The organism is Elusimicrobiota bacterium, from assembly GCA_026388155.1.
In the GTDB taxonomy this organism is placed as follows: Bacteria; Elusimicrobiota; Elusimicrobia; order Elusimicrobiales; family UBA9959; genus UBA9634.
On the sequence record JAPLKI010000002.1, the window covers coordinates 48,876 to 74,262 of the forward strand.

25 protein-coding genes are annotated in these 25,387 nt (G+C 53.3%); 23 read left to right on the forward strand and 2 right to left on the reverse strand.

The window, feature by feature from the left end; translation table 11 throughout:
• The first annotated feature begins 34 nt into the window (after positions 1-34).
• From NTX59_00590 to NTX59_00655, 14 genes are all read left to right on the forward strand, one after another.
• On the forward strand, positions 35-2,236 hold the full coding sequence (locus NTX59_00590) for a hypothetical protein (GenBank protein MCX5784164.1): 2,202 nt from the start codon (positions 35-37) through the stop codon (positions 2,234-2,236).
• Between the two features lie 79 nt (positions 2,237-2,315).
• On the forward strand, positions 2,316-3,443 hold the full coding sequence (locus NTX59_00595) for a hypothetical protein (GenBank protein ID MCX5784165.1): 1,128 nt from the start codon (positions 2,316-2,318) through the stop codon (positions 3,441-3,443).
• A 335-nt stretch (positions 3,444-3,778) separates the two neighbouring features.
• Positions 3,779-4,876, forward strand: a complete 1,098-nt coding sequence (locus NTX59_00600; GenBank protein ID MCX5784166.1) for a zinc dependent phospholipase C family protein — start codon at positions 3,779-3,781, stop codon at positions 4,874-4,876.
• 72 nt (positions 4,877-4,948) lie between these two features.
• Entirely contained in the window at positions 4,949-5,806 is an 858-nt protein-coding gene (locus NTX59_00605; protein ID MCX5784167.1) for a DUF2183 domain-containing protein, read from the forward strand.
• Positions 5,794-6,036: a hypothetical protein gene (locus NTX59_00610; GenBank protein ID MCX5784168.1), complete on the forward strand. Its 243-nt coding sequence runs from the start codon at positions 5,794-5,796 to the stop codon at positions 6,034-6,036. Before NTX59_00605 ends, NTX59_00610 begins: the two co-directional genes overlap by 13 nt.
• 6 nt (positions 6,037-6,042) lie before the next feature.
• Positions 6,043-7,014, forward strand: coding sequence for a hypothetical protein (locus NTX59_00615; protein MCX5784169.1), 972 nt, complete (start codon positions 6,043-6,045; stop codon positions 7,012-7,014).
• 33 nt (positions 7,015-7,047) lie between these two features.
• The gene (locus tag NTX59_00620; protein ID MCX5784170.1) at positions 7,048-8,328 is read left to right on the forward strand and encodes a hypothetical protein; all 1,281 of its coding nucleotides are present in this window, start codon (positions 7,048-7,050) and stop codon (positions 8,326-8,328) included.
• Between the two features lie 178 nt (positions 8,329-8,506).
• Positions 8,507-8,986 (forward strand): hypothetical protein, encoded by a 480-nt coding sequence (locus tag NTX59_00625; protein ID MCX5784171.1) that lies wholly within the window; start codon positions 8,507-8,509, stop codon positions 8,984-8,986.
• 150 nt (positions 8,987-9,136) lie between these two features.
• Positions 9,137-10,312, forward strand: coding sequence for an alpha/beta hydrolase (locus NTX59_00630; protein MCX5784172.1), 1,176 nt, complete (start codon positions 9,137-9,139; stop codon positions 10,310-10,312).
• A 78-nt stretch (positions 10,313-10,390) separates the two neighbouring features.
• A complete protein-coding gene (locus NTX59_00635) occupies positions 10,391-11,326 on the forward strand; it encodes a serine protease (protein ID MCX5784173.1) in 936 nt (311 codons plus the stop codon).
• Between the two features lie 13 nt (positions 11,327-11,339).
• Complete coding sequence (locus tag NTX59_00640) at positions 11,340-12,512, forward strand: S8 family serine peptidase (GenBank protein ID MCX5784174.1); 1,173 nt, start codon at positions 11,340-11,342, stop codon at positions 12,510-12,512.
• Positions 12,513-12,773: 261 nt separating this feature from the next.
• Positions 12,774-13,082 carry a hypothetical protein gene (locus NTX59_00645; GenBank protein MCX5784175.1) on the forward strand — a complete coding sequence of 103 codons (309 nt, stop codon included), beginning with the start codon at positions 12,774-12,776 and terminating at the stop codon, positions 13,080-13,082.
• Between the two features lie 24 nt (positions 13,083-13,106).
• Complete coding sequence (locus NTX59_00650) at positions 13,107-14,099, forward strand: serine protease (protein ID MCX5784176.1); 993 nt, start codon at positions 13,107-13,109, stop codon at positions 14,097-14,099.
• A gap of 71 nt (positions 14,100-14,170) precedes the next feature.
• Complete coding sequence (locus NTX59_00655) at positions 14,171-14,992, forward strand: DUF882 domain-containing protein (protein MCX5784177.1); 822 nt, start codon at positions 14,171-14,173, stop codon at positions 14,990-14,992.
• Between the two features lie 79 nt (positions 14,993-15,071).
• Here NTX59_00655 and NTX59_00660 read toward each other — a convergent pair whose 3' ends face one another.
• A complete protein-coding gene (locus tag NTX59_00660; GenBank protein ID MCX5784178.1) occupies positions 15,072-15,479 on the reverse strand; it encodes a hypothetical protein in 408 nt (135 codons plus the stop codon).
• 530 nt (positions 15,480-16,009) lie between these two features.
• Between NTX59_00660 and NTX59_00665 the strand changes: the two genes are divergently transcribed.
• Complete coding sequence (locus NTX59_00665; GenBank protein MCX5784179.1) at positions 16,010-17,293, forward strand: DUF2252 family protein; 1,284 nt, start codon at positions 16,010-16,012, stop codon at positions 17,291-17,293.
• Between the two features lie 76 nt (positions 17,294-17,369).
• Here NTX59_00665 and NTX59_00670 read toward each other — a convergent pair whose 3' ends face one another.
• Positions 17,370-18,122, reverse strand: coding sequence for a hypothetical protein (locus NTX59_00670; protein MCX5784180.1), 753 nt, complete (start codon positions 18,120-18,122; stop codon positions 17,370-17,372).
• Between the two features lie 325 nt (positions 18,123-18,447).
• Between NTX59_00670 and NTX59_00675 the strand changes: the two genes are divergently transcribed.
• From NTX59_00675 to NTX59_00710, 8 genes are all read left to right on the forward strand, one after another.
• A complete protein-coding gene (locus tag NTX59_00675; GenBank protein ID MCX5784181.1) occupies positions 18,448-18,999 on the forward strand; it encodes a hypothetical protein in 552 nt (183 codons plus the stop codon).
• Between the two features lie 34 nt (positions 19,000-19,033).
• Positions 19,034-19,351 carry a hypothetical protein gene (locus tag NTX59_00680; protein MCX5784182.1) on the forward strand — a complete coding sequence of 106 codons (318 nt, stop codon included), beginning with the start codon at positions 19,034-19,036 and terminating at the stop codon, positions 19,349-19,351.
• Between the two features lie 17 nt (positions 19,352-19,368).
• The gene (locus NTX59_00685; GenBank protein ID MCX5784183.1) at positions 19,369-20,583 is read left to right on the forward strand and encodes a hypothetical protein; all 1,215 of its coding nucleotides are present in this window, start codon (positions 19,369-19,371) and stop codon (positions 20,581-20,583) included.
• Between the two features lie 22 nt (positions 20,584-20,605).
• Positions 20,606-21,559, forward strand: coding sequence for a hypothetical protein (locus NTX59_00690; GenBank protein ID MCX5784184.1), 954 nt, complete (start codon positions 20,606-20,608; stop codon positions 21,557-21,559).
• Positions 21,560-21,747: 188 nt separating this feature from the next.
• Positions 21,748-22,158 carry a protease inhibitor I42 family protein gene (locus NTX59_00695; GenBank protein ID MCX5784185.1) on the forward strand — a complete coding sequence of 137 codons (411 nt, stop codon included), beginning with the start codon at positions 21,748-21,750 and terminating at the stop codon, positions 22,156-22,158.
• A gap of 172 nt (positions 22,159-22,330) precedes the next feature.
• On the forward strand, positions 22,331-22,915 hold the full coding sequence (locus NTX59_00700; GenBank protein MCX5784186.1) for a hypothetical protein: 585 nt from the start codon (positions 22,331-22,333) through the stop codon (positions 22,913-22,915).
• A gap of 166 nt (positions 22,916-23,081) precedes the next feature.
• Complete coding sequence (locus NTX59_00705) at positions 23,082-24,206, forward strand: serine protease (GenBank protein MCX5784187.1); 1,125 nt, start codon at positions 23,082-23,084, stop codon at positions 24,204-24,206.
• A 161-nt stretch (positions 24,207-24,367) separates the two neighbouring features.
• Complete coding sequence (locus tag NTX59_00710) at positions 24,368-25,387, forward strand: hypothetical protein (protein MCX5784188.1); 1,020 nt, start codon at positions 24,368-24,370, stop codon at positions 25,385-25,387.

A 25,387-nucleotide genomic window follows, 5' to 3' on the forward strand; every position in this document is an offset into this window, starting at 1 on the left:
ACCGAGAGGTATTAAATATATGAGAAAGACAACCATGTTACTTTGTTCCTTACTAATGGCCGCGCCCGGCTTTGCTTTTGCGGGGCAGACGGCTTTGGACGAGCTTAAAGCGATGGCGCAGACCGCGCCCGAAGCGGCGCCGGTCGAACCCGGCTCAGGACACTCCGGCCAGGTCGCCGCGGCCTCTCCCGCCTGGGCGAATGCGGAAGTGGAAGCAACGCCTCCGGCCGAACAGGGTTTTTGGGAATCATTTGAGGAGGGCGCCAACCTTCCCGATATGTGCCGGTTCGTTTCCCTTCCCGTCAGTTACGACTATGTCTCAACACTCGGAACTGTAGGCGGTTCGGCCAACAGAAGTTTTTCCAGCTATCCTAACGGCCAGCTGGCGCTGGTGGATCAGGTCGGCCTTTCCTTAGGTTATGAGCGCGAATCAGGCAAAGCCCTTTTTCAAGGCGGGGAAAAACTGCTTGCGCTTGCCTCCTCCGGGTTTTCAGTGGTCGGCGGAGTAAATCTTAAGGGTTCTTCAATGGTGGTCCGCCCCCTGGATGGAAAGAAATCCTGCGACCAGTTGGAGAAGATAATAAACATTCCTCAATTCAAGACCGCGCTTCCGTTCAGGGCCAATCGCTTCGCGGCCATGCAGGTCGGCGAAGTATGGAAACTGCCTGTTTCCTTCTGGATGGGCCTTACTCCGACCATCAGCGGCGGATACGGCAATGTCAGCCTCGGGATCTCCCTCGGCGTGGAAAAAGAGGTCGACCACAGCGTTTCTATCTATCGCATGAACGAAAGCGAATTGCGCGTCCGTCTGCGGCTTGATCAGGCCAGGATCATAAGCTACGGCGCGGAAATAGAAGCCGTCGTCGTTCCGCTGGAAGACACTTTCATCACGGCGGGCGACGCGCTGATAAAGCTTATGGGGCCGACGGCGGGCCCGGCGGCTGTCAATATGCTGATGCCGTCGCTTGAAAATTACACCATCGCCAGCCTGGGTATTTCACAGGAACGCGTGAAGGGCAAGAAAGCGCTTCTGGAATTCATTCTTGATCCGAAAGATTCCGCACAGATGGAAAAACTTTCGGAGATGCTGAACCACGGACAGCTGGGCGCTATCGCGGAGCTGGCCAAAGTGGCCGTAAAACGGGCTTTCCTGCCGGAACATGACGGTGAAACGTCCGAGGCGCTTCTTATGCAGGCGACCAACCGCTGGGAAGCCAGGCTCGGAGTGTCTTCTTCATATAACGGCGTGGACAGGACAAGGGAAGTAAACACGAACATACATATTCATGTGCCCATACTCGCGAACTACCAGCGCATTTACGGCACGACTTATCAGCATATACACACTCCCGGCTCGAACGAGACACTGCATGTTCACGAAAACACGCTGGAGCGCAGCGGCGGATACCTGGATGTCCCCTTTCAGGGCACGACCTTTAAGCATAACCGCGCCAGAGCGATCGCCGTGTTCAATAAAGAGGTATCCGGCAAGGTAAGCCAGCCGGTGCTGAAATATGAGCACTTCGAAGCCGAAATGAGGCATACCAAGGATGCGGCGCGCAGAATGCTTGAAAACGCCAACGATGTAATGCGCTATGCCGGAGCAAAAGGCGGCGTATTGAACCCCGCGGCTGCCATACCGCTGAACGAACTGCAGAGAGACACGCCCCAGCACGAGGGGCGCAGCAACAACTCGGCTTACATGACCTTCGCCATGGTAGTGAACGAAAAAGGCGTGCAGGATATAATTAACGCGGATGAAAGGTTGGTCGTAAAAGCCTACATCAACACCCTGAGCGCGGACGAAAAGATAATGATGCGGGACCAGATCAGGCCGGACGGCTCTATCAACTACACGCCGGTGGCCGGCAGTTCTGAGAGCACTGTAAAGCATCATCTCACTAAAGCCCTGAGGATACTGGGCGATATCCAGCAGGCGCGCATAGGGCCCGGCGGCTACTCCGCTAACTGGAAAGAGCAGTCCGAGAAGCTGTCCAAGATGATCAGCGGCGACAGCAAAAGCGACCTGAAATACGACGAGGTGCTTAAGGTTCTGGTGCAGCTGACCGACCTTCAAAATGTGCAGGCCGAAATAGCGTATTACGAGCTGTCCGGCGGACATACGGATGTGGCGGCGGCCAAGGAATTCAACGGTGAAAACCCCGCCTTTCAAAGCGCCGGCGAGTATGATGCGACGGTTGAGCACTTTGATGACCCGGCCGTGAATACGGACTGAACTGAAAGATCATATCCGCGCCCGGGTCCTATGACTCAGGCGCGGGTTAAGACCTAAAAATCAAACGAAACAGGAGAGTATGATGAAACTGAATAAACTGAAAGTTACGCTCGGAGTTCTCGCAGTTTACGCCGCGGCATACGGCCCTATGGCCTACGCGTGGAAGAGCCTGCCGTTACAGGCTCACACGAACATTATGCAGGCCGCTTTGGATAAGATAGACAAGTCCGAATATCCGGATCTTGCTACTTTTCAAGATAAACTTCGGGAGGGCGCTAATGATGAGAGCTGGCATACAGTAGACAGCCCGAACGGCGGCAAACCGAAAGACATCTGGCTCGGGGCAAAAACCGAGGACGCGGGCGGCGTGCTTGGCAATTACGCGGCCTTTGATCTTGAGCATGCGTACAGGCGTATCGGTTCTATCTGCCACTTAACGGAGGATCAGGCTTCTCCGCCGCACGCGGCCAATGTGCAGCACGGGTTGTTCGACAGGTTTGAGACCGCAGCCGGCGATTACTCGGCTCCCCTGTACAATGTGCCGGCCGATGCCGGTGCTAAAGAGCCGTACGTCTATTATCAGGAAACGCAGGATGCCACGCGCCGCCTGCTTGGCTCCTGGGTAAATCCGGAAACGAACAGGCCTTACTGGGTTGAAGATCCGGATTCGGGCGTTAAGCTTGGCCAGGACACTACATTCGGCGTGTTTGGCGGCTACGGGGGAGGAGAGGATTCTTTCCCGGTTACTCATTCCGAAAGCCGGATTCACTCGATAGTGGATGGGCAGTTCCAGTTAGCCGCCAAGGCCACGCTGAATATCATTATAGCGGCCTCAAAAAGACTGCCGCCGCTTGTTTCCGATCTGGCCGCTGTCAATACGGGCGGCGGTGTTGAGATCAGCTTCAACGCCGGAGACAACCGCTCCAGTCAGATCAAGTACCAGGTGGGCGTTTACCAGCACAGTCAGTTATTGGGCCTTATCAAGGAAGATGTTCTTGAGCTTGTCCGGCCTGGGGCGTACGGTCTGCCCTTGGGCGGCAGGGTGTCGTTGGTTTGGGATGGAACTGTGCAGGGCCATAAGCTGACCGCCGGTGATTACATGGTGCAGGTGATACTCACCGACTCGGACAATAACAGCACTCCGGACAGTGTGAACACGGATAAATCGCCTTTTAACAGTACGAAAGTGGATGTTTCTCTGCACTAGCCTGAAAAATTCAGTTGAATTTTTCCCTTCGCGGAGCTCAGGTGCGCTTCGCGCGGCATACGCCCTCGCAAATTCTGCGCGCAATGCGCTTGATTTGCGACCCGCAAAGCGGGGAATCCTGCATACTTTTGTTCCTTAGTAACGGTCGTGATCTTTAGGTGTGCAATTTGCCGGAAGTCCCCGGGCATTTCAGCCCGGGGATGAGCGGCGGACCGGACCGGCGCGAAGCGGAAGCCGGTTTTCGCATAGCCTGGCTACGCGAAAGGTCTGAGATCCCGTGCTTCAGTCCGGAAAGTGGTTTTACCATATTTTCAGGGGAGGTCTTTATAAACTTTATGCCAAAAACATTCTTCCATTCAAGTCGTTTAGCGGTTTTGTACGCCTTCACACTGTTCCTTGCTTCTCCGACCGGAGCCTGGAGCTGGGATCAATTTGGGAAGTACATATACGATTCCCACAGTGTGTTGACATGGTCCGCGATCGAAGGCGCGAATAACGCCTTACGCGGCACGAAAAACGCGCCCATAGAGGCCTGGCTTAAGCAGCTTAACCAAAAGCCGGTCATAGGGCTTGTTCCGAAAGATTTTGAGTTGAATATGAAAACATTGAAAGGCGGTTTTTATCAGATCGATGATTTCAAAGATTTAACGCTTTTAACTTCCAACAGGCTTCAGCTGGGAAATGTCGCGGCTGACTATCCGTATCGCCTGAACATGCCCGGAACCTCCAAGTCCGCGCTCTTCAGGTTTTACAGCCGGGTCTGGTCCGAGCAGCTTGGGGTTGAACTGGCCGAATCGACATACGAGAACTTCAATCCGACCGGCATGGGCATGCCCGTTCATTTCTTAAGGTCTTATCAGGAAACCGGCGGGACTCCCCCTGTTAAGCTTGACTCGGCGCGCCAATCCTGCGATAAAGCGGTAAGCCTGGTTGAAAAGTTCACGGAAAGCGCCTGGAAGGAATGGCTGAGGGGAAATAACGCCGCCGACAAAAGCGAAGCTTTGCACGCTTACGAACTTATGTATTTCGCGCTTGGGGTGGCCGCGCATACCATAGAGGATTCTTTTACGCCCGCGCACACGCAGAGGTCGGTTGAAGATCCTCGCGTTATAGAGGACCTGTGCTACTATTACGACAACAATCTTTTGCCGCCGGCCGCGGCGGGGGCCTGCGTTCATCTTTTTGGGTTTAACGCCGACCCGAGAGACAGCATACATTTTAAAGGGGACGATAGATATCCAAGCACCGCCGTTCCCGCCAGGCTGGCGGCCCAGGCCGCTCAGGCGTACCTTACGGGCTTCGGCGAACAGGCTCTTGACGAGTTTTCCGGCCTCAGGTCCCGTTCACTGCCCGAAGTCATGGAAGAGTTCCTGGTAAGCGGCAGGTATGTAGGTCAGGGTTATTTTGACTGTTCAAAGCTGCCGGTAAAATAGGATATTAACCGCCCCGGGGGCCAAATTACTGTCCTTGTAAAGATGCAGCTAACTTATCGGGAGGAATAAATAATGAAACCTATAAATAAAAAAATAAAGTATTTAAGTTTAATAGCAATGATCCCGCTGCTGGGGCTGAATTCGTTCGCCGCCAAAAATCTGCTTATTTCCGATATCGACGACACTATCAAAAAAACCGGCATTCATAGCAGCGGCGTCGTTGCCCATGCCGCGGGAACCACCAACGAATTCGCCGGCATGAGCATACTCTATAACAGCTATGCCAGAAGTAATGGAACGTCCGGCAAGGTCGAGTATTTAACGGCGGCGCCGGAGTTGGTGGATAATTTAGGGATTAGTTTTTTGCGGGAGGCCGGATTCCCTCCAGGGCGCGGAACAATAGCGGACTTCGTAGTGAGCGGGAGAAATCCCCGGATGGAAAGCTCGGGCGAATTTAAAGCCCGCAAACTTATTGAAATTTATCAGCGGGAAAAGCCCGAATTAATGATCCTTGTCGGTGACAATGGCGAGCAGGATATCGACGCTTACGGCGAGCTTATGAGGTATGTCGCGGACCATAACGGCGCAACCAGGGTCTATTCGTTCATTCACCATGTTTATGAGGTGATGGGAAAGGCGATCCCTTCCGGGCATATCCCATTCGTAACTTCCGCAGACCTGGCGGTCCAGTTCGCGAACCGCGGGTGGATAAAAGAAGATGGCCTGATGCGCGTTCTGGGGGAAATAGAATATGACAGCGGCGCCGGACAGTTCGCAAAAGAAGTGGTGCCGGCCTTTATGGAGTGCGCGTCGTTCAATGCCTGGCCTGAGATCAGTTCAGGGGTTCTGGCCCAAGCTCCGAACGCTTCAGCTATGATCGGAAGCTACGCGCAAGTTAAGGCGAACGTGAAAAATTTGTGTCAAAAGTAATTATCAAGAACATGAGGGTTGCGGCGTATGCCGGCGGCTATTTTAAAAGCGGCACATTCTCTTCCAAATACGAGATGTGTTCCGGCTTTACGCCGGCAACCCGGGGTATTGGGAAGGCCGGGCTGCGCGAATGGGCGTTTTACTGCCTAGCGGGCGGCCAATGGAATATGCTGCGGCACGAAGTATTATACGGTCAATGTCATAAACTTTTAAGGGAGGACATAAAATAATAACCCATGACAAAAATATTTTTTCTTATTCTTTCCTGCTGTTGTCTCCAGGCGCCGGTATACGCCTTCGGCCATGCGGCGGAATTTGAATGTCCGGCCGCTTCTTCAGCGGGGGAAACGCCGCTTGATTGTCCATGGGCCGGCGCGGCCCGCCTGATGGAAGCGAAGGCCGCCGCGAAAGAGCCGCTGGGCCCGGTCTTTTCCACCTATACCCCCGGCATACTGAAACAGCTGGCCGCGGACCGGTCCGACCCCGTACTTGCGCGGCTCTGGGGCGAGAGCATTAATTTTGACGAGATGGCTGACGCCATAATCGTAAACCCCGACATTCTTGTTTTCCTGGCCGATGAACTGGGAACGGCCCGGCCGAAGGGCCGCGTCTCACACGCGGGGATGGAACATACTTACGGCTACCTCTTCAGCCTGCTTGAAACCAAGTTCGGGTTCAAGCGTGCCCGCTGGGTCAGGGATGACATCGAGGCGGGCCTCGGCCTGCCGCGCGGGCTTATCGGCCCGGATCCCGCCGAAGGCACACTTTTAAGCAATGTAACCTGCCTGGCCGGCGGCATAGCCTTGAAAGACGACGCGGCCGCGGCGGCGCTTCTCGCCAAGACGGCCTGCCCCGACATTTTGAGAAAATACGCCGCCATTCGTATTCCGCGCTCCCGGCTGGTGGAGACGGTGGAGTTGGCGGGAAAGAGAAAGGTTTCGCTGCGCACCGACCTTGTGTCCTTCAGCACGACCTCGGCTGACGGGAACTCTCACCTGCTCATATATTCGGTCTATGATTCCGTTCTGGATCAGGCAGCGCTAATAACGGCCTTCCCCGTAGACGCGGCTTTCGTTCGGAGGACGCTGGACTCTAAAGCCCTGGGGGCCGGAAAGCCGGTCCAGACCCGCTATAACGCCTGGGTGGAGGGTCTCAGCGGCAAGAAACCCGTTAAAGGTCTGCGGGAAGTAATACGGATGGACGAATGAAAAAACTATCCGGTTTCTGAACGAGGTGATTATATGCCGTGCGGGAAAAATAAGTTTTGGCTTTATCCGCTCTTTGTGGTTTATTTTTCGGGCGCTGCGGCCGCACACGCGGCCGGGGCCCATACGGCGAAGAAAGCGGAACTGGTCGGGCCGGAATATCTTCTTCACTCCGGCGCCAGGTCTGTGTTGATGGAGGATGTCAACCAGCATGGTATCGCGCAGGACGTCTGGGATAAATTCATTATGGCAGGGGATGGCAACTATGACGGACTCCCTTCTTTCCGCCGCGGCCTTTACGGGGTCGTTGCCGGAGATCTTTCGCTGATATCCCTTTATGGCTATGATCAATGGGTAAAAGGCCGGGAAGACTGGGTGATGATCGTCCATTTGAAAGATGAGTGCCGCCAAAAAAGTTCAGTGGTTGAGAATTACGAAGTTATCTCCGATGAGCCTCCGGTGACGGACCCTTTTACCATATGGCTGTACGAACAAAAAAAAGAAAAGACACTGATACCTGAGACCATGGAACCCTGCCTCGAAGCGGGTATTCAGAAATTCTGGAACGTGGGGACCTTTTATAGTTTAAACAAAGCCGATGAGAAAACAAAACAAAGATCGAGAACTTGCGGCGGGGTCGTTCATGATTTTTTGGATCAGACGGGAGCCAAACTGGTGACGGATCCGGTTAACGGGGAGCCCTATGACAACGCAAGCTGGGCCATCAGGGACCGCTCTTGCATAGAGGACATTACCGGCACTCCGGAAGATCTTTTTCAGGCTGTTTTTTTGGGAAAATTGAATAAGCATAGAACGCCAATAGACTTATTCGGAGCGGGGTCCATAAAGCCATACAATCGCCCGTCGGCTACCCTGTTGCTCATGATAAACATCTTTGGCGAAGCTCCGGGGTTCTTAACGGCGGACTGGAATCATGTGGTCAGGACTTTCATGACCAAAACCGGATTTCAGTACACGGACCAGCTTCTGCCGGGATTTAACGAAGAGCCGCATTCCATTCGGAACGTCGAATTCGAGGTGGTCGGTTACTATCTGTTGAACTATACCGCTGGATGCGCGAAGAAAAACCGTCTCGTTGAGTTGCAAGGCCTTTATAAAAGTTACGCGGACTGGTATTTCGCCCGCAATAACAAAATTTGCGGGCCCCGGGACCTGAACGATCCCGTTTGCCGCTGGGGAAGCGTTCCGGCCATGGCCGGGGACGGTTCCCGCCCGGACCTTACGGACTGGGATCATGTATCCTCCGTGCTTTCGCTTCTGAAAGAGGTCAAGGGCCTTTGTGTTTCGTCCAGGTAAACACGGGCAGGACCGGCCCGTCCGGCGGGTAATGCCAGAAGCTTAGCCGAAGGCGTTTCTGATAAGCCGCCGCAGGCGCTCCGCTGTTCATTTTAGCGCGGTAGATGCCGGGCTCAGGGCCCGGGACTATTTTGGTTCAAAGACCAGAAAAAACATAAAAACAAGGAGACATAAAACAATGAAAAAAACAGTAATAACCTTACTTCTGATGACTGCCGGCCTGAGCGCCGCCAGCGCGGGCGAAGGCGCCGCCGGTTTTGGAAATCCGGCCATGAATACCTACACCTGCACGGCCACGGACAACGGATTCCTTATAGACGGCAAACCCGGGAAAATAGTTTTCCGGACCTCGGGCAACGGTATACAGTTCCTTGAGTGGAAATCCGCTTTCGGCGGCTGCGAAATGGACACCGCCAGGACCTTCCCGCTGAAGCAGACCTCTCAGAAGAAGATCCCCGAAGCTTACAGGGCCTGGCTGAACGGGCCAACTTACGGCGTGTACTACGACTGGTACTATACCACCCAGTATTATTTCACGCTCGAGAGCGCCGTTTCGGAGCACAAACCCGGCGACAAGGTAAAGCTGGAGATCAACGGGGACGACGACGACGGCTGTTTCATCTACAACCGCCAGTTCTCGTGTAAGGTCGCCAACTGACTTCTGAAGGGAGAAAGACAAGCCGGACCCTGCCAACGGGTCCGGCCCTTTCAAACGAACTAGCACCTAACCGGGAGTATTTATGCGGTAGATGATAGTGATGGCCAGTGCTGCCTCCACCGCCTCGGGTCCTAATCAAAGGAGTTTTTTATGGAACAGCCATTCGCGGATGCTGTATTTCACAAACTCGCCATGGCCTTGGCCTTTACTCTATTCTGTCCGGATTGTTTTTTGTCGGCTCAGGCTTCTAGCCTTCCCGTTCCTGCAGGCGAGTACGCCGTTTCAATCAGATATTTTTCCCTGCATCGGGGTTTCGCTGTTCCAAAAGCAGACTTGATCTCGCTACGCTCTTTGGAACAGGAAGATTGCAAAAGCGGAGATGCCGATAACTATTACAGACAACTCCCGGTGATAGAAGTGTCCCCTGTGGCAGGGGCCTTAACCGGGAAACAGGCATATTTTTTCCCCGGTGTTCTCGCGGAGCGCACACTGAAGGATTGGCATCTCACGGAACAGGCTTTATCGAGCGTTCAAACCTTAAATATACCCAGAACGTACGATTTGCCGGTGCCGGTGGAATTGCGCGGCACAATCCTGTTTCTCCCCGGCCTTGGGTCATCGCCGCAGTTTTATCTGACCATAGCAACCGCCTTGGCAAGCCATGGCTACAGGGTCCTTATCGGCGGACACCCCGGGATTTCCGGTGATGCTTACACTTCGGATAATTGTCTGCTGCCGGGTATCGATCAGGAGCAACTGATGCGCAAGATCCAGAATTCGAAACTGATCGATCCTGTGATGAACGCATCCATTAAGGTGCTGCTGAAGGATATCGATGTCCTAGTAAAATACATCCATAGTGCCGACACGTCTAAGCAGCCTTTGCCGTTATTTGCAATGGGTCATTCTATAGGGGGGATAGCCGCTAACATGTATTGTTCTCAAAAAAGGGGGCCATGCGCCGCCGCAGTCAATCTTGACGGAGGGGAATATCCGCTCTTCCCACGTCAATCCTGGCCATCCCGCAGGGATCTTCCTTATCTTAAATTCCGTTCCACTGAAAATATCGCTAGGGACAGAATTCCCAAAGATATTGCCGGGCCGCGTCAGTGTGTCTTCGATTTTGACGGCAAGGACGGAAAAGTACTGCATCAATCATTTACCGATATAGGGTTTTTCAAAGGTATACCGTCCGAAGAGATGCCGCTGGCTGACCTTAGGAGCAAAACCGCGCGGGTTATACTTTCATTCCTTAAAAAAGCCGCCGCCCCTGACGACGGAGCGGCTGATGCGTCCGTATCCTGGTGCGGAGGACTTAGTAAATAAAGGCATGTGAGACTTGGATCTTCAGAATTAAAGTTCCAAATTAAAGTTCTAAACAAGCAGGGAAAAAGGCAAAAAATCATGAAAAAATCATTATACGCGGCGGTGGCGGTATTGCTGGGCGTTAATATTTCTTATCCCGGGGAAAGCGCCCTTGATCTATTAAGGGTTTCTGTTCCTCCCTCCGTTTTAACAGGGGTCCCTTCCCGTGCTATTTTCGGAAAAGACGACCGGCAGGAGCTTTTTTCCATTCCGGACCGGTGGAAAGAAGCGGGGCGCTCAATAGCAGGAAAGGTTTCCGCGGACCATATCACGGACCACGGCTCCTACTGGGAACTTCATGGCGAGCCCTTAAGCCATAAAGAATGCCCCGGCAACCGCTTTGCTGACGAGATCACCGTTCCCAGTTGCACGGGCTTCCTTGTAAAGCCGGATCTGCTCGTCACCGCTGCCCATTGCATCAAGTCCCAGGACGACTGCGACGGTTTTTACTGGGTGTTCGAATATGCGCTCTCCGGCCCCGGAGACAAAAATTACACGAAGGCTGCGGCTGACCGGGTCTACCGGTGCAAGAGGATAGTAGCTAAGAATTACCAGAATTTCGGGGACGTGGATTACGCCATTCTGCAGCTGAACCGCACCGTAGAAGGCAGGAAGCCATTACGGCTGGGCCTTGACGCGCAAGTAAGCCCCGGGCTTGACCTGGTCAATATCGGCAATTCCAATGGTCTCCCGCTTAAATTCAAGGATTCGGCGAAGATAATAAATATAAAAACTACCGGTCAGGCATTCGAGTCGGACCTGGACACTTTCGGCGGCGATTCCGGGTCCCCGGTCTTCGACGCCGGCACCGGCGAGGTGATAGGTATAACGTCCAGCGCGAACTCGGACCACTACCATGACGGGGTAAATAATTGCAGGCAGCTGAAGGTCTGCAATCCCGGCGACAAATGCTATTTAGCCGTTGCATCAGGGATATGGAACCTTAAGAGTGAGCCCGTGCTCGGCGCTGATTAAGGATAAAAAGAATATGAAAGCAAAGCTAAAACTGGTAATAGTGGTCCTTTGGGCGCTATCTGCATGCGCGGCGGCGGCGGACGAAGGGGAGGTTTCTGTCTTTTTCAAGCTTTCGGAAGGGAGCTCTATCGGGGATTTTACTGCGGTGTTGCACAGGAATTTCCCCGACATAACGATAGAGCCTGTGGTTGGCGGAGTTTACCTGGCGAAAGAGAAAAGCGCCAAGGGAAACAGTCAGAGGCTTGCCGACAGGATCGGCGCCTTCAACATGGTGCAGGCGGTACAACCGAACACACTTGCTTACCCGCCCAAGCTTGACGCGGCGGCGGCGGAACCGGATAAAACCTGGTTTCTCACAAAGATCCGGGCCCCGCTTTTCTGGGAAAAAAGCAAAGGCAGCCGTTCCGTGCGGGTCCTCGTCTGCGACACCGGTGTTGAGTCGGGGCATCCGGACCTGCGCGGCAATGTCGGGACCGGGCTGAATTTTGTGGACGGCAGCGGCAATACCGAACCCACCGGCAACGGTCACGGCACCCGCATCGCCGGACTGATAGGCGCGCAGGGCGGGCATACCGGCATCGGCGCCTCCGGCGTGAACTGGGAGGTTCAAATTATCCCCGGTAAAATAACCAACAAGGCCGACGGCGCCACCGACCACTCCGACAGCGCGAAATGCATAAAGTGGGGCGCCGACCAGGGGATAAAGGTCGTTAACCTGAGCATCAGCAACGCCGCGGGCAACCTGGCCGTGCAGGAAGCCGCGGAGTATCTTTATAAAAAGGGCGGGATACTGGTAGTCTCAGCCGGCAATAAGGGCGAGTATCTCGACCTCCCCGATGATCCGCATATGATAGCGGTCGGAGGCACTAACGACCTGGATTGGCACCCGCCGGCTTACAATACCGGGGCGTACGTGGACCTCTCCGCTCCGTCTTCCGCGCTTTATACCACCGATATGGGGGGAAAATATATAACAAGCAACGGCACTTCCCTGTCCGCCGCCATTGTTTCCGGCGCCGCGGCTCTTATTCTGTCGGTAAAACCGGAATTGACCGCCCAACAACTTATAGACCTCCTTCTGGCGTCTACGGCAGACTTGGGCGCTCCCGGCCGTGATGAGGTTTTCGGCGCGGGCCGCCTTGACCTGAAGAAGGCGCTGGAACTTTTAAGAGTCTTGCCTAAATAAACGAACAGAGTCCTATCGTTCACGTAATTGCCGGAGGGCCGCAAGGCTCTCCGGTTTTGTTTCATATTTTTTCCGATTAAACCGCCGGCTTAGTTAAGGGTGCTTTTGATAAGCCGCCGCTCCTGGGTCAAATTACAACGCCGCTCTGGTTCTTCGTCCTCAGGTAAGTCATCGGCCGGCGGGGTAACCTTATATCATGAGGTTTTTGAATTGCGCGGTAAGTCTTATCCAGGATTGAATAAATAAGGAGAGTAATAAAATATGAAAAAACCGGCACTCTTAAAAATGAGTTTTGCAGATAGCGCGAATATAGCGCCGAGAGCCATGAAACATAGGCGGAAAACAACCATGCTTCTTTCTTCCTTGCTGATCACCGCACCCGGTTTTGCTTTTGCCGGACGAACGGCTTTAGAGAAGCTCAGGGGTATGGCGCAGACTGCGCCTGCTGTAGCTCCGGCCCTGGAGACTGCGGAAATGGAACTAACAGACGACGGCGAACAGGTTCTTTGGGGGTTATTCGAGGAAAGCGCCCCCGACCTGGGTGTTGGGACATCCGCGCATTATTTATAGATAGTGTTGTGGACCATAAAACTTATGAAAAGAACACTGAAAGCGATACTTGCCATGGCAATAATCTCCCCGCTATTATCCACCCCGGCTTTAGCGGTAGACAAAGGCATTTACGGCAGAGACGACCGCATAGAACTGTTTGACGCTTCACCTGAAACTCGCAGACTCGCTGACTCAGTGGTTTCCTTATGGCAGTCGGTGGATATTCATTACAACTCCGCCGATAAGACATTCTCCCTTGAAACCACTAACTTCGGCGACGATTTAAACCTCTGCCCCGGAGAAAGATTTAGGGAGCAGCCGAGGGGTCCGGGTTTGTGTTCCGGTTCCCTGGTGGGCGGCGATTTGATCATGACCGCAGGCCACTGCGTGAAAGACCAGTCAGCGTGCAACGTCCTGAAGATAGTCTTCGGTTTCGCGTTTAAAAAAATTAGCCTTGCAGGCGACCCAAGTGAGATAGGAGTGAAAGATGTCTACTCGTGCAAAAAGATAATCGCGCACTCTACCGGAGACGAGCCCGATTACGCGCTCATCCAACTTGACCGGAAAGTTGCCGGGCACAAGCCTCTGGTTATAAACAGAAGCCATAACCTTATAGCAGGCGACAAAGTGATGGTCATGGGCCACCCAAAAAGCCTGCCGCTTAAAATAGCCGCCGGCGGCACGGTCAGGGTCGTTTCTCCGTTAGACTATTTTGTCACGGACCTGGACACTTTCGCCGGTAATTCCGGCTCGCCTGTCATCAATGCGGCGACCGGGCTTATAGAAGGTATACTGATCGGCGGCGACAATGACTTCATACAGACCCTTTCCGGCTGCGCGACCGTGGCCACCTACCCCCAAAACGGCGGCGGCGGCGAGTTCGCGACCGCAGTCTCCGCCCTCGAATCTTTCATACCGAAGCCGGCTAAGGGAAATAAATCCATGGAGATCTCTTTCCGGGATGTGAAAACGCCTATCGGGACCCCGTCAGCGCAGCATGATCTCAGCCGCTATTTCGCCGCCGGCTTTCAGTGATCCGTAGCGGCTGGTTTTTAGGACTTAGTAAATTCATCGGCAAAATCTGTAAACATTAAGGAAAGCGATTTATGAAACCCATACAACTGCGGCAGAAAACTTTATCCGCGCTCATAGTCCTGGTTTTCTCGCCGGTTGTCATGTTTGCCCGGACATTGCCGGCGCTGTCGGAGGAATTGCCTATAAACAGCCACGACATCATAAGGTTTCTGAATAATTCCAGTTCCCTGGCGTCTGTTCCTGCTCCAACGCCGGTTCCCGCAGCCGCCGGGGAACAGCCCTCTGATTATGATTTTGACGAAAACGGAGACGATCAGGATGATCCCTCAAATAAGCCTCCTGTCAGACTTGACGGCGACGGTCACTTAACCATTTTTAATAATAAAACCTCTGAAACTCTTTCGGTCCAATACCGGGACAGCGCCGGGAACTATATTCCGGAAGCGGCCGAACGCGTCAGGCATTTCTTCCGCTGCCGCCTTACGGAAGAGGAACACGATATTGCTCCGGGCCTGCTGGAAATCCTGGACTCCTTACAGCACAAATTCGGCAACAGAACTATCACGCTTCTTTCAGGCTACCGCAGTCCGGAACTGAACGCCGCGCTGAGCCGCAAAAATCCGGGCGTTTCAAAACACAGCTTACATATGTCAGGCATGGCCGCCGACATTAATATCCAGGGAGTAAGGCTGACGGATTTAAGAGACGCCGCGCGCGCGCTTCAAGCCCGGAATACCGGAGGAGTCGGTTACTATCCCGGCAATGGGTTTGTGCATGTCGACACCGGAAGAGTGCGGAGCTGGACCGGCAAAGCCCGGGTCGTAAGTCATAAAAGGACAAAACATTTACACCGCCATTCAACAGCCGGCAGAAGGACCCGCCGCGCAAAATAAATTTTATTGCCGGGTAAGCTCTCTGCTTGCTCTCGCCTTCAAAGGCCATGAACTGGGTGGCAATCCTCTCCCCTGAATCCTAACTGAGCAATTTGTTCCCGCTGAAATACCAGAAGAAAGCGGCTATGGCGCCGGCTCCCCCGAGCACGATCTCCCTGGCGTAAGGGATGCCCATAAACGCGACGGACATGGTGAAGGGCCGGTAGAACATATACTGGTAGACTGTAGGCACTAAAAGGCCGGCGCAAATCCCGGCAAACGCTACAACCGCCATCCCGAAAAAAGAGTCGTCAGCCAGCTTCGAGACCAGGCCGACCGCCGCGCCCAGCCATACAGGCACAAAAATATGCGGCCCGCAATTAGTCCAAAAAGCGGCCGGGCCGGTATAAGAGCGCGATACCGCCTCCCAGGCGACCGCGCATCCGACCACCGCTCCGGATGCCGCCCCGGCCGCCGCGCCAGCGAGTATATTAGAAATGTCTCTCATGCCGCACACCTCTCGCGCTTGTGCTGAATTCCCAATGTAATAATACAAAAAAACAATACGCCGAATATTCTCCCTAAATAGGGGAGCGGCGGCCTATTTGTTTAATTTAGTGCGGCCCGCAGCTAACGCCCGCAGCCTGCGCCCGAATTCGCGCTCCGGCTCTTCCGCAGGGTTTACACTGCCCAGGTCCGGGAATATAATATCGGGTTTTTAAATTGAATCCGGTCTTATGTCACTGGTATATGGTTTAAACCATAGGTTTAAATTAAGGTGTTTTTGGTAAGCCGCCGCTCCTGGGTCAAATAACCGGGCCGCGCTGGTTCTTCGGCCTCAGGCAGTTCACCGGCAAACTAGGTAAACTTGGATATAGATGGCTGTTCGTTTCAATTCGAATGGAGGAGTAAATATCTGTGACGCTGCTTCCGTACTTCCTAAGTATCACTCTTAAAGGTAATATCTGCAAGTTGGAAATATAGTAAACAGCGTCCCCTGATACCGGAGAAAGCGCTTTTGATCATTTGGGAGGAAAAATGAAAAGATTATCACCGATATTCGCGGCGACAACATTGGCATGCGTAAGCCTCAGCGGGATCGCGCTGGGCGCGCCGCCCGCTGATCTTGACCGGCACATTCGCGGCCTTCAGCGAACACAGTGGTTTATGGACGAGGCGGGAGCGGAGCCGTTGCCGGAACTTTCTTCCGCGCAGGCTGTTCCTATGGCGGGCCTTGAACGGAGCTATGCAAAGCATGCTGAGGCGCAAAACTTGACGGATGTTCCCTATAGTTTTGATCAGGCCAAGCTTGATGCGGCAAACGACTCTTTTCACTTTCTGCGGTCCTATGTGGATTATTTCTATCTACTGATAAAAGCCAACCGCGGTTCTTTGCGGGCGGTAAGCGCGGTTGATAATGTGCCCGGCTGGTGCGTGGGCGACGCTCATCCGGAAAACTTCGGCGTTTTGATACAAAACGACGGAAGCTCTGTTTTTACGATGAACGACATGGATGATTCCGGCCCCTGCCCCGTAGTCCTGGATCTTTATCGGCTTATGGTGAGTTCGCGGCTCTACAGCGGAAAGACCAAACTGGACAAATTGCTTCAGGCTTATGCGGCTGGTTTACGGGGACAAACCTATACCGTTCCCGCCCCCGTTACGGATATGATAAATAAAAGCCAAAAAAAGGGGATAACTCCCGACCCCAAAAAGATCGACGGCGGCAAGATACTCCGCGATAGCAACATGCGTGATGTCGATGCCGGGGAGCTCGCGCAGATCAAGGCCGCCTTAGCCTCTCTGGGCGGGGGCCTGTCGCCGGTGGCGAAACTGCTCGACGCGGTCGCAACAAGCAAGATAGGCGGAGGCTCCGGCGGGCTTCTTCGATACGAAGTCCTTTTGGACAATGGCGGCGCGCTTCTGCAGCTGGAGTTCAAAGAGGAACCAACGCCGTCGATCTATCCGGTCGCCGCGGCGCAGATCCCCGAAACCACACAGAGAATCCCAACGACTATTTTAATGGAACAGGGCTCCGGAGCTTCCTCTTTATATAGCGTCGCGGCAGTGTCCGGAAAGGCTATGCTTATACGCCCCCGTTTTGATGGTAATGTCGCAATGAGTCTTGACAAACAGACCGAGCAGGACAATAAGGATATCATCCGTTACGAGGCTTATGTTCTGGGCAGAATTCACGCCCGCTCGCTTCAGAAGACGGACGCTTTGGCCCGCCTCCTACAGGTTATTTCCGGTTCCGCCTGGGAGGATGATGTGACTTTGATGACCCGGCATTTTGACTTGAAGTTTTACCAGTTGAAATAATGGCCGGCCGCCCCCCAGGCGCTTTATGGGGGGGTATTGGTCGTTGCTGGTCCTTTGTATCCCAACGGAAGGCCTTTTAGTTGCCGGAGAACCTCGCGACCTCGACCGAGACCATTACCTGGGCCGAAGATATCGTGTCGGGAAATTGCTTTTTCAGTCTTGCCGCCACGGCTTTGGGGTTGTCCATACCGTCGGTGGCCAGATGTGTCCAGACGCTGCCGGCCATCGCCCGGTTTTTTGGGGGCAGGGTAACGGTCAGATCGGGGAACTCCGAGAATATCGCCCGTATGCGCGGCGAATATAAGTCCCTGGAAAAGATCACCCTGTAATAAGAAGTGACCGGGTATATTTCCTTAACTTCCGCCAGCTGTTTTATAGTTCGCAGGTCTTGACTCTTGGCATATGCAAGCTTTACGGCGTCTATCGTTCCCTCGGATTGTCTGAAATTCAGCTGTGCTGAGTTATAGGCGTCATTGTCCTGGTAAAATATTATTTTCAGTCCGAGTTTTCCTAAAAAAGCCTCCACATTGTCCCTGGTTTCCTGCGGCGTCCCGCCCGCCAATCTGGCGCTTATCAGTTCCGCCATGATAAAAGGCTTGCTTTGCCCTTCCTGGCCGCTTTCGGTTTTGGACTTTTCCAGCCTTTGCGGCGCCGCCGGGGCGGGTATCTGAGCGTCGCCTTTGGAAAGAACTGGAATGGCGGTGTTGAAATCCGAGGACACCGCGTCCCTGAGATCATCGGGCCTGTTTTTATTATTGCCTTGGCCGGCGATAAAATAAACAGCCGTCGCCAGAATTGCCGTCAACAATACCGCGATTTTACTTCTCATAAACCCCGCTCCCCTTATCCCCCGCTCCCCCATTTAAGGGACCGGAAAATAAAGTTCATCCGCTCAAATAGTCTAGCAGAACTATTCCGGGTGTCAAGGGACCAAAGAACCAGGGGCGGAAGCTATGCTCATTAGACGGCTAAAACCGGATTTTTGAGCAATACGGCGGCATAATGGTTAAACCATGGGCTTAACTAAAGATATTTTTGATAAGCCGCCGCTCCTGGGTCAAATAACAAGGCCGCGCTGGTTCTTCGGCCTCATGGAATTAATCGGCAGGCGGGGTAAACTATATCATGAGGTTTTAAGTCTGGAGGAAACACTAATGAAAAGATTGATAATGATAGTTTTTGTGTCGGGTTTGGCCGGAGGCGCGTCCGCCAATGATGCGTTCAAGACTCTTGCGGTGCAGGCTTCGGCGGCAACCGCGCCCCTTAGCATCCCAGCTCCGTTGCGCGCGGCTCTTACCGCCAGGGAAGCGGACAAACAGGCCTATGATACCCTGTCCCGGCTTTTTGAAAGCGGTGAATATGTCCAGCTGTATGAGTTGGTGCGGCAGGACTATCCGAACGGTTACGCGGTGGATCTGATAACCTCCGATGAACATGGAGAGTTGAAACGCGTCGGCGGACTCATCAAAATAACCGGCTACTACAATCTCGCGCGGCCCGCGACAAAATTCGCCGCAAGCTGCATGCTGATGGGGCTCAGCTACAAGGGCTCCGACTACAACGACTCCATAGCAGTTATGAAGCTCAGACCTGTTTATTCCGGCAACACTGTAAATGTTGAGATAAAAAGAAACGGGAAGCAGATGATACTTAAAGCCGCCAACTTGCCGGAGGGTACCGGGTACGGTCTAGTGTTGGCCGAATAAAGCTCTCTATAAGTTACTGTGGCGGAGAAAATACATGGAAAAACTTTTTATATCAGTGCTCGTCATGGGAATGGCCGCCGGCGCGTATGCCGCTGAGTCGGGCCCCGGCGCTCTGGAAGTGTATCCGGGCGGACCGGCGGGCAGGATAACCGGCGGCGATTCCCCCGGGTGGAGCGAAGCGACACAAGGCACTGATCAGTTCTCCGATCTGGCGGTGCACGCCTCCGACCTGAAAACCCGGGATGAGGCGCGCGGGGTTCCCGTCAAAACCTTTGAAATGCCTACAACGGCGGTGACGGCAGAGCACAAGATCATTGATGAACCGCCCGGAAGCGCGGAAAACACACAATAATAAAGAAGGGGATACTTATGAAGAGAATATCGGCTGGTTTTGTAATGTGCGCGGCGCTATTGATGGCGACAGGCTATACATCAGCCAATTCCGCGTTGGAGCAGCTGTCCGGGAGCGATTTCGTTAATATGAGCGCTCCGGCGCCGATAGCCGCGGCTGTTGAAACCGCGGTTCAGGATCCGACAGATACCGCCGAAAACGCGAAGACTTACGGGCTCCCCGGCGCGTCAGGCCTGTCGATCATAACGAAACTTATCGAACCCGCCGTTCCTGTTTCCTCCGCGGGAAATACCGGGCAGGGCCCTGTAATAGTCGCCATATCCGGCTTGAACTTCGGGGAAATAGGCTGGGGGCCGCTTGAGGTGAAGCATTTTATCAAACTGGCGGATGTTCTTTTCCCCAAGAAACAACACGATCCAAAGGCGTTCAATGCGTCTTTTGATAAATATAACTCCCAGTTTGACAACCTGAAAACCGTCGCCGCAAGCCCGGAAGTGCAGCAGGAAGAGGCCGCCGGGTTAGAAGAGCCCCTGATCACAAAAGTTTCCGTCACCAACTATGTGGCGGACAAAGTAAAAAGGGCGCTCCCCGCGGGCTCGAACGCCACGATTGTCCGCTTCAACTGGAGCCGGGATCCGGAAGACACCGAGACCGTTGTCGCCAAGTTTATTCCGCAGCTGGCCAAGGTTTATGACGACAATCCCGGCCGCCCGATATACATCCTGGCGCACAGCTGGGGCACTGTTATTATGCACGATGTGCTGCATAAACTGGAAGCCATAAGGCCCGATGTGAAGATAGATAAATTCATCACTATCGGTTCCCCGCTTATGCCGGGTAACGCGATCGTGAATTTATTCAATAAACTGGAAATAAGCAAAGAGGACCTCACCGCCGCGGTTTCAAAACCGGGCAATGTGCGCTATTGGCATAATGTCTGGGCCTCAAGGGATCTGTTTTCCAATATAATCGCGGCAGCCGACAATAACGTTCAGGTAGACAACGGCGCGGGCGTGGAGGATGCGGCGTACGAACTGAAAACATCCCTGTTTACGGCCAATATTCTTCAGCTCAAGCGTGACTTTGTAGTCCTTGAGAGCGTCCGTAAGTGGCACATGTCCTACCTTTTCGGCTTCAAAGCCGATCTGAAATCGATCGGCACGAAATTGAAGGTTACGGTGTACGCTCCCGTAGTCGCCCCCCAGATATACACCGTCCCGCAGCAGCAGTAAAAGAAAAGGAGAGTAATAAAACATGAAAAGATTAATATACGCGGCGGCAGCGGCGTTATTCGGCGTTACGATTTCTTACGCCGGAGAAAGCGCTCTGGATTCATTAAGAGCCTCCGTTTCGCCTTCAGTTTTAGGCGGAATGGTTTTGCCGGATGTTTCCGGCGCTTTAAGCGGGCCAATAAAAGGCAACCCCGGTTTTAATGGACACGGTCAAAAACCGTATACCCAGGGCGCTAATATTCGCTGCGCGCAGGCCCGCACAATGGATTTTTTATCGCGGCTCGAAAACCCCGGCTCGGGAAATGAACCGGCAACGCTGGCGCGAGTGGTCTGCCGTTTCTCAAATGACCCAACGCAGACGGTCAAATATCCTGACGGGGCGATAGCGTATGTGGGGCCGGAATACAGCGATAAGGGTTCATGGAAGTATCCGAACGGAACCTACGCGTTCGTGGGAGAGAGCTGGAGCGACAAAGGCTCATGGAAATATCCAAGCGGGAGCTACGCGCTCGTGGGAGATGGCTGGAGCGACAAAGGCTCATGGAAATATCCAAGCGGGAAATACGCATTCGTCGGAGAAGGGTACAGCGACAAGGGCTCGTGGAAGTATCCGAACGGTAGCTACGCGCTTGTGGGAGAGGGCTGGAGCGATAAAGATTCCTGGAAATACCCTAGCGGAAAATACGCGTTCGTTGGAGAAGGGTACAGCGACAAGGGCTCGTGGAAGTATCCTACCGGAAGATACGCGTTCGCTATCCAGGGCTCCGGGGACAGCGGGACCTGGTATTATCCTAATGGCAATCTTTTCGCGTCCGGAAACCAGGGGGAAGGCATCAGTGTTCTTACTCAATTGGTGGAGGACACATACAATATTGAGTTTCCGTACAACATCGACCTCTACAACTCTTTGGACGGCGTGAACACTATGTACAGGCTGCAATGGATAGAGCAGACAATGCCGACAAGTGCGGATTAGAAAAATTCTTCGGCCTCATCGGATTAATCGGCAAGCGAAGCAAACTTATGTCGGGAGGTTTTGGAGCCGCACGATAAGCCGCATCCGGGACAAAAGAAAGGAGGAAAGTAATAAAACATGAAAAAATCGGTACTTTTAGGTATTAGTAAAAACAAATTATGTTGATAAATTGACAGGAGGAATACTACATGAAAAAGATATTAGCTGCGGCGCTTCTGGTCGTGTCCGCGGGAATGGCAGTGATGGCGCAGGAGCCTGCGGGCAATATGAAAATAATGGCCCCGAATCTCCCGGCATACTTTGACGAGTCATTCAACGGCCAGGTCGTTGATGTGGCGGTTGACAGCATTGTTGAGATACGCCTGTCTGAAAATGCCAGCACCGGATACATGTGGGTCGCGGATAGGTTAGATACCCGGTCTTTCCAGCTCGTTTCCGAAGATTACGACCTGGAGAAAGGGGTCAGGATCATTAAAGTGAGATGTTTAAAGATGAAAACCGGAGACTTGAAATTCAACTATGTCCGCCCCTGGGAAAACGGGAGCAATATAATCCCGGTCAAAACATTCCGTCTGAAGTTAAATGTGGTGCGGTTTTAAGCGGACAACAGCTTCCATAACGGTTCAATCACCGGCTTAACTAAAGGCGTTTGTGATAAGCCGCCGCTCCTGGGTCAAATAACAGGGCCGCTCTGGTTCTTCGGCCTCAAGTAATTAATCGGAGAACGGAGTAAACTTATATCATGAGGCTTTAAGTTAGGAGGGAACAATAATGAAGAAATTAATGATGGCGGCGGTTATGTTAGGTTTGACAGGCGGCGCGTCGGCCGAAGATGCCCTTAAAACGCTTGCCGCGCAGGCCACGGCGGAAACCGCGAGCGCCAGCGTTTCCGCGCCGGCAAAAGCGGCTCTTACCGAAGGGGAAGTGAACAAGCAGGCCTATGACACAATGGCCGGGCTTTTTGCGAGCGGGCATGATATTTCGCTGGACAGTTTGGCTGATAGCCACTATTATCCGGTGGACCTGATAACGGTCTCGAAAACAGGCGAGGTGAAACGAGACGATTCAGGGAACATCCAGGTTGAGAAAGTGGAGCTTGGCTACCACGGCCTCGTGCAGGCTGCGCCCGTATACAATGTGTCATGCAGGTGGATGTTTCGGATCTATTATAAAGACAGCACGGGTCCCACAGCGTTGTTGACACTCAGCCGCCCTACTGCAAATGTGACCATTGAAATCAAGCAAAACGGGAAATATAAAATACTTAAAGTCACAGGCATGCCGGACGGTACCGGATACGGTTTAGTGTTACGCGAAAGAAATCATTTTTTGCGGCAGTTTTTTCAGATATGGTAATTCTCAGCCCTGCTATGGCCCGGCGCGGGCGTACGGAAAAATAGTTCAGTTGAAACTTTTAGGCTAATAGAGCTCTTCCGAAGTCGTTGTGCGGAGAAAATATTCGGGTTGGCGCGAAGTTGTATGCCGCAAGCACAGAAGATTCGGACCATGTGGAGGGAACTATATGAAGAACATTCTTATGACTATGGCGATAATGCTGGCGTCGGGTACTGGGTTTGCGGGAGACTTCGACCTGCAAACCGTGACCGCCCGGGATGTGAAAGTATCGGGGGACGCCAATTTACTCCGCGTCGCCATGGCCGGCGCGGACGATCGCCTGGAACCCGGCGATGCTACCGCGGTACAAAGGAAATTAGCCGAGTCCACTGTGGCGATGTTCAAGCCGGGTGAGTTGACAATACGGGATGACGGCAGCGCTTACATAACGCGCCCGACCATGCTTAAAAACAGGATGTTCCTGTACTCCGACCGCCCGGAACGCTTTTCGGATCAAGTGGCGAACGCCGCGGGCTCAGGCGCGCTGGTGGGGGACGATCTTATTCTGACCGCCGGACATATGTTCCCCCCGGTTACCGGAACATCCTGTGAGAGCTGGATGTATGTTTTTGGTTACGCGCTGAAAGGCGATGGAAAAGTCGTTACGGATTTTCCCGCGGATAACGTTTACAGATGCGCGGAAGTGATCGCGCAAAGACTGCAATACGGCAGAGCTAATTTTTTCCGTTTTTACGAACATGTCACAGAATACGATCTCGTTTTTAACGACGAAGGCCTTGTGGACGGACCGGATTATGCCCTTATCCGGCTGACCAGAAAAGTTAAAGGCCGCGTACCGCTGGCAATAAGCCGGACTCCGGCAAAGACGGGGGATAGGGTGTTTATGATCGGCTACCCGAGCTGCCTGCCCGTCAAAGTGATAGGCAACGGCTCGGTGGTAAGTATTTCCACCCTCGGTTTTATGACCAGCGATCTGGACAGTTTTTCCGGCTCATCGGGCTCCCCGGTATTTGATACGGCAACCTTGAAAATCGCCGGGGTGCATGTCAGGGGCAACCCGGACTATAAAGACGGCCATTTCGTGAGAGACAGCCAGGCGGCGGCATGGAGCCAGGAGACGCTTACCCCGGAATTCCAGAAATTGATCCCCGTCACTGAAATGGAAAAAGCGATAGACGCTAAGCTTAACGGAACTTATTATACGCCGCGACCCGGGACCGGAGGTATGGCGGTCCCCGCCGTTTATTATCCGCCTCCGGCTTCAATAGAAGGTCCTTCGCGGGAAATTTAAAACAGGGGGTCGTAATATCTGTTTTTAAATTAAATTCGGTATTGCGCCTCCGGAACCCCTTTGGGGCTTCCCTATCGGCCCAGAGGATTTTGGGCCTTTAGCCTCTAGGCCGCTCTGAAGCGCAATTGTTACGATATGGATAATACCGGGGGACAAAATATATGAAAAAGACCTTTCTGGCGTCGGCAATGTTCCTGTATATGGTTTCCGGCGGATCCGCCGGCGGCTTTGATCTCGATTCGGTTTCCCTTTCAGACTTGCAGGGCTCGGATAACGGCGCTGTATCCATCGTTCCATTTAAGGCAATTCCGCCGCCTTCTAAAAACACGGCAAGCGCGGAAGTGTTAAAAAAGTACGAACAGATCGCTGATGCTTCCCCCGGAACAAAGCCGCGCCTTGAAGAAAATGAGCTTTTGTCGCTTTTCAGGGCCGCCGTGACCAATAAGGTCGCGCGCCTTTCCGCGCTGGGAAAATATGACCCTTCAGGCGTAATAGGTTTTTGCTTCGGGCGTGCGATGACGGTGCATCTTCTTGCCAGGAAAATGGGAGTGCCGAACGATTCCATAAAAAAACTTTTCCTGGTCGGGGATATGCGCTCGGGCGCCGAGCCCGAGTGGCGGTTCCATGTTACTACCCTTGTGAAAGGCCCCCGGAACGGCTGGGTCGCGGTCGATCCCATATTCGAGAAACCGCTTCCCATGCTTGATTGGATCAAAAGGGTCAGGGGCACCTGGGACAAGAACGGAAAAGCGAAACTTTACTTCGCCGATCCTTCGGCCATACTGTCTGACTTGAGAATAGTCCCTTCGCCCGGCGAAGAAAAACAGGAACACCTCATAGAGGTTTCGTTCGACCCGGCGGGCAAGGCGGGGTTTGTGGCGAAACCGGAACTTGGCCCGCTGGCCTGGTCGCTTTCAGAGGATGCCGAAGTCGCTTATTTTGCGCAGGTTTTAAGGGATACGCCCACAGTATTCGATTTTCTGGGCATCACGATCAACGGAAAGACTATTCCTTACAATAACTATTTTGTGGACCTATTGGCCGATCTGTCGGCGCCGGGCGTGAAATTAGCCGGAACTGAAAGCCTTGCCCTAGAAGCTTTATCGGCCCCGGATACGCCGGGCGATAAGGAAAATCTTTACAGCATGAAATTAGAAACCCTTTTAGGGAAAGGCAGATAG

Bases quoted from the DNA above. Each gene is read 5' to 3' on its own strand.
- NTX59_00590 (MCX5784164.1), top strand. From the start codon at position 35: ATGTTACTTTGTTCCTTACTAATGGCCGCGCCCGGCTTTGCTTTTGCG.
- NTX59_00595 (MCX5784165.1), top strand. From the start codon at position 2,316: ATGATGAAACTGAATAAACTGAAAGTTACGCTCGGAGTTCTCGCAGTT.
- NTX59_00600 (MCX5784166.1), top strand. From the start codon at position 3,779: ATGCCAAAAACATTCTTCCATTCAAGTCGTTTAGCGGTTTTGTACGCC.
- NTX59_00605 (MCX5784167.1), top strand. From the start codon at position 4,949: ATGAAACCTATAAATAAAAAAATAAAGTATTTAAGTTTAATAGCAATG.
- NTX59_00615 (MCX5784169.1), top strand. From the start codon at position 6,043: ATGACAAAAATATTTTTTCTTATTCTTTCCTGCTGTTGTCTCCAGGCG.
- NTX59_00620 (MCX5784170.1), top strand. From the start codon at position 7,048: ATGCCGTGCGGGAAAAATAAGTTTTGGCTTTATCCGCTCTTTGTGGTT.
- NTX59_00625 (MCX5784171.1), top strand. From the start codon at position 8,507: ATGAAAAAAACAGTAATAACCTTACTTCTGATGACTGCCGGCCTGAGC.
- NTX59_00630 (MCX5784172.1), top strand. From the start codon at position 9,137: ATGGAACAGCCATTCGCGGATGCTGTATTTCACAAACTCGCCATGGCC.
- NTX59_00635 (MCX5784173.1), top strand. From the start codon at position 10,391: ATGAAAAAATCATTATACGCGGCGGTGGCGGTATTGCTGGGCGTTAAT.
- NTX59_00640 (MCX5784174.1), top strand. From the start codon at position 11,340: ATGAAAGCAAAGCTAAAACTGGTAATAGTGGTCCTTTGGGCGCTATCT.
- NTX59_00645 (MCX5784175.1), top strand. From the start codon at position 12,774: ATGAAAAAACCGGCACTCTTAAAAATGAGTTTTGCAGATAGCGCGAAT.
- NTX59_00650 (MCX5784176.1), top strand. From the start codon at position 13,107: ATGAAAAGAACACTGAAAGCGATACTTGCCATGGCAATAATCTCCCCG.
- NTX59_00655 (MCX5784177.1), top strand. From the start codon at position 14,171: ATGAAACCCATACAACTGCGGCAGAAAACTTTATCCGCGCTCATAGTC.
- NTX59_00660 (MCX5784178.1), bottom strand. From the start codon at position 15,479: ATGAGAGACATTTCTAATATACTCGCTGGCGCGGCGGCCGGGGCGGCA.
- NTX59_00665 (MCX5784179.1), top strand. From the start codon at position 16,010: ATGAAAAGATTATCACCGATATTCGCGGCGACAACATTGGCATGCGTA.
- NTX59_00670 (MCX5784180.1), bottom strand. From the start codon at position 18,122: ATGAGAAGTAAAATCGCGGTATTGTTGACGGCAATTCTGGCGACGGCT.
- NTX59_00675 (MCX5784181.1), top strand. From the start codon at position 18,448: ATGAAAAGATTGATAATGATAGTTTTTGTGTCGGGTTTGGCCGGAGGC.
- NTX59_00680 (MCX5784182.1), top strand. From the start codon at position 19,034: ATGGAAAAACTTTTTATATCAGTGCTCGTCATGGGAATGGCCGCCGGC.
- NTX59_00685 (MCX5784183.1), top strand. From the start codon at position 19,369: ATGAAGAGAATATCGGCTGGTTTTGTAATGTGCGCGGCGCTATTGATG.
- NTX59_00690 (MCX5784184.1), top strand. From the start codon at position 20,606: ATGAAAAGATTAATATACGCGGCGGCAGCGGCGTTATTCGGCGTTACG.
- NTX59_00695 (MCX5784185.1), top strand. From the start codon at position 21,748: ATGAAAAAGATATTAGCTGCGGCGCTTCTGGTCGTGTCCGCGGGAATG.
- NTX59_00700 (MCX5784186.1), top strand. From the start codon at position 22,331: ATGAAGAAATTAATGATGGCGGCGGTTATGTTAGGTTTGACAGGCGGC.
- NTX59_00705 (MCX5784187.1), top strand. From the start codon at position 23,082: ATGAAGAACATTCTTATGACTATGGCGATAATGCTGGCGTCGGGTACT.
- NTX59_00710 (MCX5784188.1), top strand. From the start codon at position 24,368: ATGAAAAAGACCTTTCTGGCGTCGGCAATGTTCCTGTATATGGTTTCC.